Consider the following 10,536-nt stretch of genomic DNA (forward strand, 5'->3'; position numbering starts at 1 on the left):
ACTCTCGGGCGGTCAGCAACAGCGGGTCGCGATTGCGCGTGCGTTGATGATGCAACCGCAGGCGTTGCTGTGCGATGAAATCACTTCAGCGCTGGACCCCGAACTAGTGAACGAGGTCCTGGGCGTAGTGCGGGTGTTGGCCTATGAGGGAATGACGCTGCTGATGGTCACACATGAAATGCGTTTTGCGCGCGAAGTGTGTGACCGGGTGGTGTTTATGCATCAGGGGAAGGTGCATGAAATCGGTTCGCCGGAGGTTATTTTTGGCGATCCGAAAACCGTGGAGTTACAACAATTTTTGGGCACTGGCGCTGGCCTCTGAATGGCATGGCGGCAGCGCCCGGGCGCTTCGTTATTTGGTCACTGATAATTCAAGAAGCTCATAGACAGTAGGATTACTGCCACATCGACCGATACCACATTGGAGCACGGTGGAGAGCAGATTGGCGGCGATCAAGAGGGTGAAAATGGCGATGGAAATCTTTCCCAAACCGGATACTCGTAATTTAAATTCAGCCGGACGCTCCCACGATTTGAGTACCAACATGCCAGCGATAAACACCACTGCCGCCACCGATGAAAGTAGCGCCCAAGTATAAAAATGCAGGCCGAATACTTCAGTACCGTAACCATTCGTGCGCCCTGGAACGATGTGCATCATTACCTGCCGCACAGCGATGCTGCCGGTAATCAACGCGCCCAATAATGCAACGCCGTAATGCGCGCTACGAATACCAAACCGTATATTCATGAAGAAACCGATGCCGATGGCAATCATGCCCGCACGTTGCAGCAAGCATAGTGGGCATGGGAGATCGTGATGTGCTAACTGGTAATAAAAGGCAATGGTCAGTGCCAGACTGACCCCTGCCAGTGCAAAGATATTCAGTATTTCACTCGTGCCAATTAACTCTGCATTGCGGCGTTGTGCGTGAGACGCAAAATGGTTCATAGGAGGCCTCGCTTAAAAGGAAAGATACAGTGGATTAGTGGCGAGTCGACTGAACCATCCGAGCGTAACGATCAGCAACGCAGACCAACAAACGTAACCGATTTTTTTCTTACCGCAGATCATGCTGATGACGGCGAGTAAGGCGATTAAAAAGGGTAAATACATAAAAAGCTTTCTTTCGTGAAGCAAAGAGATATGGGTGGCGAAACGAGTGGAATAGTTTTGTTTATCGAAAACTGAGTGCGATGAATGTTGTGTGTCGACAAGGTGAAAAAGTATATCGGATCAACAACAAAAGGAAAATACAGACAAGTCTGATTATGAGGAAGACTCTGCCTCGATCAAAGACAGTAAAAGATGGTTGGGCGTACCAGAATAATCCTGGCTATCCATGTTCAATACCGGCATCAAAATAGGATAAAAAAAGGGCGGCTACGTCCGCCATCCAAAATTCTGACTTCCTCTTCATGCTCACTCTATTCAAATATGAAGTTGTAAGAATGCGGCAGTCACAACACCTAGACAAGTCTGGGGTTCATGTAGGTCTTACGTTAGTCGTTATATAGCGCAGACATATTTCGTATGACACAAAAAACAGCCCCTCCGGTTAAAGGAGGGGCATTGTAAAATATTGCAGTCATCCTCAGCATGGGAAGCCTTTGCTGACGACACTTTGCATATTATCTGTGCAATAGCTTGTCAGTCATCCCGATCAATGGGTGTTAACAGACTACGGTAACTGGAAATGTCGGTAATCCAACATCTTTTAACATCTTATTCACATTGTTTTCTACTGCTTCTTCTGCCGCATATATATTATTACTAAGAGTACAAGATTGTGCGTGGGCAGTGCTGGTCCCAACCAAAGACAGCAGGGCGATAATATAGAGTGACGATTTAATGTTTTTCATGGATTGCCTCGTAGATTAAATTAACTAAGTTCAAGATGCTGAGATAAAAAATTTTTTGCAAAAAAAATAATAACGGTTTGATTTTTAATGGAAAATTATAAAAATACAGCTTCTGATTGATAAAGAATTTGTAAGAAAAATAGCAATCCTTCATTCCTCCTCTCTCTACTGACGTGTTAGTACGTTTGCGCAGTGTCCACATAGGACCGTTACAGCGTACGGCTCAAGAATAGTATCTCCAGAAAATATCTCAATAACTAAAATAGAAATATCTTTCTAGTGGTGCATGATCTACGTTTATATCGCGTAAACATGTTTCGTATGATCCAAAAAAAACAACCCCGTTACTCATCAGTAGCGGGGCTGTTTGTCTACCTTCAACTTTCCTTATCAAATCACTACAAACTCCGACTAATAATTTCCTTCATCATCTCCGACGTCCCGTCATCAATCCGCACAATCCGCGCATCTACCCACGCCGGGCTGATTTTATACTCGCTCATATCGCCGTAACCGCCATGCAGTTGCAGCAATTCATCCAGCAATTTTCACTGCATTTCAGAGCCGTTGAGCTTCGCCATCGCAGCCACTTCTGCGGTCAGTTCACCGCACATTACCCGCCGCAAAAAATGATCGACAAAGGTACCCGCGCTTTGACTTCGGCTAGTTTGAAACGGGTATTTTGATATTCCAGCAAGGCCTTACCGAAGACGTTGCGCTACCGAGTGTAGGAGATGGTTTCTTCGAGCAGTACGTACCGATTCGACAGCACGCAGACCGATGAACCGACGCTACCAGGCGAGTTGGAGAGAGATATAGTGGAATCCTTTGTTCTCTTCGCCGATCCGATTACTGGCTAGAACGCGTACATCAGAGAAGCAAAGCTCAAAGGTATCTTGCCCTTTGAGATCATTTTTTTCCAGCAACTTGCCTTTAGAAAATCCGGGCCGATTAGTCTCCACGCAAAACAAGGTCAACCATCAAATATCTCACCGAGATGTTTGCGTAAAGTGCCATAAATCAGCTTCTTGCGGCATTTAGGTATAAACCCAATAGGGTACTTACAATCCCAACGGATATGACTCAAACATTGATATTCTTTTGCTTTGAAATTCCTTCTTTTGATAGAGATAGAAGTTACAAAGCGACCGACGTATAGGTCAAACCTTGGTAAGTCCCCCGGCAAAGCCGGAGGTTTACCTTATTAAATTCCGCCGCAAAGGACGTGCGTGATGGCGCTTACAATAGTTCGCCTCCCTTTTTCTCAGTGCCGCAACCCCTCAATAACTGGTTGATACGTCAGCCACCGATATTAAGGCTCATCGCGCAAATAACCTTCTTTACTCGGGTCGCGCATCCAATACGCGACCATCAAGGCAATCGCACACAGTGCTGTGACGTACCAATAAAACGTGGACTCCAATCCGATCGATTTCAATTTCAAGGCGACGAATTCGGCTGAGCCGCCAAAGATGGCATTGCCCAGCGCGTAGGACAAACCAACCCCCAGCGCACGTACTTCCGGCGGAAACATTTCAGCCTTGATCAAGCCGCTAATCGAGGTGTAGAAGCTGACGATTGCTAACGCTAGCAACACCAATCCAAATGCAGCATATGGACTGGTGACAGTCGCTAATGCATGCAGAAGCGGCACCGTGCACAGCGTTGCCAGCGCGCCAAACCAGAGCATCGAGTTGCGGCGTCCGATCCGGTCCGAGAGTGCGCCAAACAGCGGCTGCATCAGCATATACGCCAGTAGCGCGAAGGTCATCACAGCGCTGGCGGTTTTGGCGTTCATGCCGGCGGTGTTGACCAGATACTTTTGCATGTAGGTGGTGAAGGTGTAGAAAATGAGCGAACCACCAGCAGTAAAACCGATCACGGTCATGAACGCGACCTTGTGCTTCATCAGACCGGCAAGGGTTCCGGCGTCTTTATTCTTGCGCGAATCGTTGGTCGATGTTTCATTGAGGGAGCGCCGCAAATACAGAGCAACAATCGCCGCGCAGGCACCGAGCACGAAAGGAATCCGCCAGCCCCAGTCTTTGAGCTGCTCAGTAGTGAGCAACTGCTGCAAAATCACCAGGACTAACACCGCCAGCAACTGACCGCCAATCAAGGTGACGTATTGAAACGAGGCATAAAACCCGCGCTGACCTTTGAGCGCAACTTCACTCATATAGGTGGCGCTGGTGCCGTATTCACCGCCGACGGAAAGTCCTTGCAGCAAGCGTGCAAACAAGAGCAACGCGGGTGCGGCCGCGCCGATGGTGGCGTAGGTCGGCATACAGGCGATCAGGAGCGAGCCGGTGCACATCATTAACACTGAGGTCATCATCGAAGTCTTGCGCCCACGTTTGTCGGCGATACGACCGAAAATCCAGCCGCCGATAGGACGCATCAAAAACCCGGCGGCAAAAACGCCGGCGGTATTTAACAATTGCGTGGTGGGATTGTCGCTGGGGAAAAATGCAGGGGCAAAATAAATAGCGCAAAAAGAATAAACATAAAAATCAAACCACTCCACCAGATTGCCTGATGAAGCCCCGACAATCGCAAAAACACGTTTGCGTCGATCAGCTGCAGCTGAAAGTCCTTGTTGCGCCATCTGTCCCGTCCTATATTTAGTTAAGTACAACGTTTTATGTAACGTGTATGTTTTACATTATTTCGTGCGCATTGTGAAACAAACAATTTAGGACTTACGTAAAATCGTCCCAGAAAGGCAGATCTTTGATGCCAGATCAGGCCCATCAAATGTGTCGCCACCAGGAAAAACTTATCTCCCATCAAGACTTGTGTAAGATCAGCCAATTGTCAAAATGGATGCCGATTATTGCGGCGCAGAGAAAATGTCTATACGAATATGGTTATCGGTACTTTTCTTTAGCGCCTGTGCAGCGTTGACAGCCCATACCTGTTCCGCCGCTGAAATTAATTTTTCATCGGATCGGGACTTCTCGGAAATCAATCTGAACATTCAAGACCAGGCGCAAGCCAATACCGCATTTGTAGTATTGAGCGTGACGCTCACACCGCAGGCGCTGAGCCGATTAGAAGAAACCACACGTAACGCTTTACAGCAAACATTAATGATCAGTCTGGATGGCAACATCGTCAGTACCATCACCGTGCATAGCGTGATGAGAAACCCCTACCTGAAGCTGAGTTTGACGCGTCAAGTCGCGCATGATGTGTTCCCTAGCCTCTTGGCGACGCCAGTGTCCTCTATCTCCCTGTCGGGCTTCTCGATACCGCCCTGGGCGCTCGGCACCTGGAGCGAAAATCTGACCGCAGATGCCCCGAGTAACGCATATGCGACCGACGAAAAGCTATCGATCTCTGGCAAAACACTCAACGCACCCGGCTGCAAACGCGCAAACCACACCGTTGTCGCCGCCAGCGACGCGCTCGTTGAGTTGCGCATTGACCGACGCAATACCTGCTCCATTGATGAAGTTGCGGTGAGTAAAATGATACTGACCAGAACCCCTGAGGCTGCGCGGATGGTTATTTCGCTCTACGCCATCGGAAGTGATCTGAATGGTCCGCCGACACGAGAGAGTACGTATCGTCGGCAATAAAATGTCTGCTCTCCATCAACATAATGGCAACTCATAGTGCCAACTTAGTGATAAATTGTTGGCCGCTGAATGCGCTGTATCACAGACGCATTTTCAGGAAAAAAAGCCACTCAACAATCACCCCTGTTAAGGATTTTTACTCGTGAATCGACGACTTATGACACAAACCATCATTGCCGCAGCAGGATTAACAGTCGGACTCACCACGGTGACTGGCGCAGTCCATGCTGCCGAGGCGCTCACACCACTGAGCGCCTCTGTTACTACAACATCCGCTTCAGCTACCGCGCTGTTGTCTGGCATCGATATGCAAAATATCGATCCGGCGATCCGCCCGCAAGATGATTTTTATACGTATGTGAATGGAAAGTGGCTGCAAAAAACCGAGATTCCTGCCGATAAATCGTCATGGGGTTCGTTCTATGAATTGCGCGAAAATTCGTTAAACCAATTGCGGACGATTGTGGATACGGCCAGCCGCAACCAAGCCGCCGTTCCCGGCTCCAACGCGCAAAAAATCGCCGATATGTACACCAGTTTTATGGATGAAAAAACGCTTGATAGTCTGGGCGTGACTCCCTTGAACGGCGAATTTGCGAAAATTGATGCACTGCAAAATAAATCGCACATTGCCAGCATGATCGCGCATTTGTCGCGCATCGGCGTCACGGTTCCCTATGACATCAGCATTCATCAGGATGCCAAAGATTCCACCAAGGTCATTGCCGATCTGGGGCAAAGCGGACTCGGTATGCCGGACCGTGACTACTATCTGAAGGATGACGACGCCAAACTGAAAGAAACGCGCGCCAAATACCTCGCCCACATTGAGAAGATGCTCACGTTGGCCGGAGACAAGGCTGCGGCCAGTAAAGCGGTAAGTATTCTCGCGCTTGAAACCGCACTAGCCAAGGTGCAGTGGACCAAAGTACAGAATCGCGATCCGGTCAAAACCTATAACAAAGTTGAATTAGACAAATTGTCTGCATTAGCGCCCCATAACGATTGGAACAACTATCTGGTTGGCGCAGGCCTCAAAGGCAAGGTTTCCTATGTCGTGGTCAGCCAGCCGAGTTATCTCAAGGGTTTCGATCAGATATTGCAAAACACCCCGCTCGAGGCCTGGAAGGCTTATTTCAAATGGCACGTTCTGAGCCGGTTTGCGTCGTCCTTGTCGACACCCTACGTTGATGCGCAGTTTGCGTTTTACGGTAGCGTATTACGTGGCGTTCCAGAAAACGAGCCGCGCTGGAAGCGTGGCGTGATGATGGTCGAGAATGCGGTTGGCGAAGGACTTGGCGAGCTGTATGTTGCGCAGTATTTTCCGCCAGAAAACAAGGCCCGGATGGAGCAATTGGTCAGCAATCTGATTGCGGCCTACCGACAAAGTATTGAGACTCTGGATTGGATGGGACCGGCGACCAAGCAACAGGCTGAGAAAAAACTCTCGACCATGATGATCAAAATCGGTTATCCAAAAAAATGGCGTGATTACGCATCGCTGACGATCAAGAAAGAGGATTTGATCGGCAATATCATGCGTGCTAATAACTTTGAGTATCAGCACAATATCGACAAACTCGGCAAACCCGTTGATCGCGATGAGTGGGGCATGACGCCTCAGACGGTGAATGCGTATTACAACCCGGAGATGAACGAAATTGTGTTTCCGGCGGCGATTCTGCAACCGCCGTTCTTTAACGCGCAAGCCGACGACGCGGTCAACTATGGCGGTATTGGCGCGGTGATCGGTCATGAAATCAGCCATGGCTTTGATGATCAGGGTAGTCAGTACGATGAGGTCGGCAATTTACGCGACTGGTGGACCAAAGAAGATCATGAGAAATTTGCCGTCAAGACGAAAGCGCTGGTCGCCCAATACGCAGCCTATAGTCCGGTGCCCGGCTACAAGCTCAATGGCGAACTGACCCTGGGTGAAAATATCGCTGACAATTCCGGCCTGACCATCGCCTATAAAGCGTATCAGCTATCGTTAGCTGGCAAGACCGCGCCGTTGATCGATGGCATGACAGGCAACCAGCGTTTATATATGGGCTGGGCGCAAGTATGGCGCGGCAAAGTCCGCGACGCACAGGCTATCGTGTATATCAAAACCGATCCGCATTCTCCACCACAATTCCGTGGCAACGGCACGCTGGAAAATCAACCGGGCTTCTATAGCGCGTTTGATGTCAAACCCGGCGACAAAATGTATTTACCGCCGGAGCAACGCGTCATTATGTGGTGATAAAGGTCTCACTGTGGTCCGAAGTACCGGGGTCGACGGCTAACGCCATCGACCCTTTTTTCATTAAGGTGTGTTGACATTTAAAATTTGTAAAGTACTACTCAGTCCGTTCAGACTGAGTAGGCATAAAGTGACGTATCGAAGAATCGCTAACGCATGCAACTACTTCGATACGCCCTAACGGGCTACTCAGTACGAACGGATTTTTTGATATCAAATGCCCCCCCCTAAATAAGGAGTAGTTTTTTGTCAGAACAATTGATACCCCCTGCCGATGCGAACAACACGCTGGACACAGCGTCACCGGACACCGGATACGTGTTTGAGCAAGTCAACAATTTCCGCGATCTCGGTGGAAAAATCACGATGGACGGGCGTCGGATTCAAACCGGACGCTTGCTGCGCAGCGCTAACCCGGGACTGGCCACGCCGACCGATGTGGCGCAATTACAGCGCCTGCATCTCAATGTGGTGATCGATTTTCGCTCCGACGGCGAAAAGCATAGCGCCGAGTCGTCGTTCGCAGAGATCTTTAACTGGGTCGCCGATCCGATACTGATTGGCAATCTGGTGCAATCATCGGCACTCACGGCGCTACAAAATGGCACCGCCGACGATAGCCGGGAATTCATGCTGGCGTTTTATCGCGATTTTCCGCGGCATTATCAAGCGCCATTCCGGCGCTTTTTGCAGCAGGCCGAACAGAATCACAACATCCTGTATCACTGCACGGCAGGCAAGGACAGAACCGGTTTTGCCAGTCTTTTGCTGCTGTCGGCGCTCGGCATTGAGCGCAGCGCCATCGTGACCGATTTTCTGGCATCGAATGACAGTAATCCGGCGGGCAATGCGCATCTGCAAAAACAGGTCGGAAAACTCGGATTACCGATTGCTGCGATGGGGCCATTGCTGCTGGTTGAGACTGCCTATCTGGAGGCGGCGCAACAAGTGATCGACGATAACTATGGTGGTATGCAGCAGTATCTGGAAAACACACTGGGGATTGATACGGCGTTGATTCGCGCCAACTATCTGGAGTCGGTGTCAGGGCTGTAATTGGGCTGGAGGAGGTGCAAAATTCAAGTGTATTTTTCATATCTATTGCAGCCCCCTACATGGGATAATTGCGCCGTTTACTATTTATTAAAGAACAACCGGGATGCTGGCTTTAAGGCGAATGCACTACGTCGCATGGATCGGAATAGTGATGCTTCTGATCGGCGGGTTCGCGCCTATGGTGTCCCAAACCCTGTTAGCCCAGCGCCTCCAACGCGCGCATCAAATGGATTTGACGGCCATTATTCTGGCAGCGCCAAACTGTTTGTTTCATGATCCTCTAAATGAGGAAAATACCAAGGCTGCGCAACCACACACGCTAAGCCAGTATTCTCCTCAAGCGCATGAGAATCACGACGACGGCAAAAAAGGGCACGAGAGTCAGGAAGCTTGCGGCTACTGCAACCTCTACGCGCATAGTCCTTTTCTGCTCACTACCCAGCTACAAATCACCTTAACCATCGCCGCCCGCCACGCTTTCATTGCAGCCATGGGCGCGGCCTTCCGCCCTTATACCGTGGCCGCCGCCAGCCGCCCGCAGCCACCACCGCTCTGATTCCATTCTGACTTTTTGAGATACTGCCGCACATTGTTTGCGCGGCAGCTTGCTGCACCACGCTTTCTCGATGGAATAAACATCATGACCAACACATTTACACGCGCCGCTTTCGGACTGGCGATTGCGAGCCTGACGGCGCTGCCACTCAGTCAAGCCAACGCTCACGCCATTGCAGGTAACCGGGTTTTCCCGGCCACGATGGCGGTTGACGATCCCGGCGTGGGCGACGAACTCGATATGCAGTTCGGCCACCTCCGCACACCGAACGACGACGATCCCGGCAGTACCAGCGTCAATAGCTTGTCAGCCAACTATGCCAAAACCATCACGCCCAATCTGGCCATCAGCGTTGGGACCAGCTACGTTACGCAGCACGCAAGCGGCAACCCCACCGTCAAGGGCTTCGACAATCTCGGTCTGGGCGTCAAATACATGGCGTACGTCAATCCGGTGCATGAATTTATGCTTTCAGTCGGCGTCGATAGTGACATTGGTCGCAGCGGCAGTCAGGCCATTGGTAGCCATTATTCGACCTATACACCGACCATCTATGCGGGCAAAGGTTTTGGCGATCTGCCTGAGGCATTGCGGTGGCTCAAGCCCTTGGCTATTACCGGTACGCTAGGTCAGCAATACGCGAGCGACCATAGCGTGCCGAATGCCGTGAACTGGGGCGTGACGCTGCAATACAGCCTGCCGTACTTGCAATCCTTCGTTAACAATGTGGGTCTGGCTAAGCCGTTCTCGAACATGATTCCGGTGGTTGAACTGGCGATGAGTACCTGCACCAGCGGCAATTGCTCGGGTCGTACCACGGGCACGATTAATCCCGGCATTTTGTGGGAGTCGCGCTCCATGCAGATCGGCCTTGAGGCGCAAATTCCTGCCAATAGCGCCAGCGGTCACAGCATCGGTGTGCTGCTGCAAACCCACTTTTTTCTCGATGATCTTTTTCCAACATCCATCGGCAAATCCATTTTTTAAGAGGCTTTTATCATGCATAACTTTTCTATTCATCACGCTGTCGCGCGTGTTGTTCTGTGCGTTTCTTTCTGCTTAGGTGGCATCGGTCAGGTCTGGGCGCACGCTCAGCCAGAAACACAATCACCTGTTGCCGGTGCGATTGTGAATGCCGCCAGTGCGCCCCAAGAGGTCCAAATCACCTTTAACGAAACACTCGAACCGGCCTTTAGCAGCATCGTTGTCAGCGACGCGCAGGGTAAGCC

12 protein-coding genes are annotated in these 10,536 nt (G+C 50.4%); 7 read left to right on the top strand and 5 right to left on the bottom strand.

Annotation, left to right across the window (positions count from 1 at the left end; all coding sequences use genetic code 11):
* Positions 1–322: ATP-binding cassette domain-containing protein (locus ACVBEF_RS18795; RefSeq protein WP_447125447.1), on the top strand; the 322-nt coding region annotated here is incomplete at its 5' end.
* A gap of 30 nt (positions 323–352) precedes the next feature.
* Here ACVBEF_RS18795 and ACVBEF_RS18800 read toward each other — a convergent pair.
* The 5 genes from ACVBEF_RS18800 to ACVBEF_RS18820 form a co-directional block, all read right to left on the bottom strand.
* Entirely contained in the window at positions 353–952 is a 600-nt protein-coding gene (locus ACVBEF_RS18800; protein WP_447125448.1) for a disulfide bond formation protein B, read from the bottom strand.
* Between the two features lie 12 nt (positions 953–964).
* On the bottom strand, positions 965–1,117 hold the full coding sequence (locus tag ACVBEF_RS18805) for a DUF5993 family protein (RefSeq protein WP_447125449.1): 153 nt from the start codon (positions 1,115–1,117) through the stop codon (positions 965–967).
* A gap of 557 nt (positions 1,118–1,674) precedes the next feature.
* Complete coding sequence (locus tag ACVBEF_RS18810) at positions 1,675–1,863, bottom strand: hypothetical protein (protein ID WP_447125450.1); 189 nt, start codon at positions 1,861–1,863, stop codon at positions 1,675–1,677.
* 398 nt (positions 1,864–2,261) lie between these two features.
* Entirely contained in the window at positions 2,262–2,408 is a 147-nt protein-coding gene (locus ACVBEF_RS18815) for an acyl-CoA dehydrogenase family protein (protein ID WP_447125451.1), read from the bottom strand.
* Between the two features lie 767 nt (positions 2,409–3,175).
* Entirely contained in the window at positions 3,176–4,471 is a 1,296-nt protein-coding gene (locus ACVBEF_RS18820; RefSeq protein WP_447125452.1) for an MFS family transporter, read from the bottom strand.
* Between the two features lie 244 nt (positions 4,472–4,715).
* Here ACVBEF_RS18820 and ACVBEF_RS18825 point away from each other — a divergent pair, with 244 nt between their 5' ends.
* The 6 genes from ACVBEF_RS18825 to ACVBEF_RS18850 form a co-directional block, all read left to right on the top strand.
* Positions 4,716–5,447, top strand: coding sequence for a hypothetical protein (locus ACVBEF_RS18825; RefSeq protein ID WP_447125453.1), 732 nt, complete (start codon positions 4,716–4,718; stop codon positions 5,445–5,447).
* Positions 5,448–5,604: 157 nt separating this feature from the next.
* Positions 5,605–7,695, top strand: coding sequence for a M13 family metallopeptidase (locus ACVBEF_RS18830; protein ID WP_447125454.1), 2,091 nt, complete (start codon positions 5,605–5,607; stop codon positions 7,693–7,695).
* 246 nt (positions 7,696–7,941) lie between these two features.
* Positions 7,942–8,751, top strand: coding sequence for a tyrosine-protein phosphatase (locus ACVBEF_RS18835; RefSeq protein WP_447125455.1), 810 nt, complete (start codon positions 7,942–7,944; stop codon positions 8,749–8,751).
* A gap of 121 nt (positions 8,752–8,872) precedes the next feature.
* Positions 8,873–9,307, top strand: a complete 435-nt coding sequence (locus ACVBEF_RS18840; RefSeq protein ID WP_447125456.1) for a DUF2946 family protein — start codon at positions 8,873–8,875, stop codon at positions 9,305–9,307.
* A gap of 84 nt (positions 9,308–9,391) precedes the next feature.
* Positions 9,392–10,294: a hypothetical protein gene (locus ACVBEF_RS18845; protein ID WP_447125457.1), complete on the top strand. Its 903-nt coding sequence runs from the start codon at positions 9,392–9,394 to the stop codon at positions 10,292–10,294.
* Positions 10,295–10,306: 12 nt separating this feature from the next.
* Positions 10,307–10,536, top strand: a 230-nt coding sequence (locus ACVBEF_RS18850; RefSeq protein WP_447125458.1) for a copper resistance CopC family protein, incomplete at its 3' end; no start/stop codon positions are given.

The sequence above is a fragment of the Glaciimonas sp. GG7 genome (genome assembly GCF_052976905.1).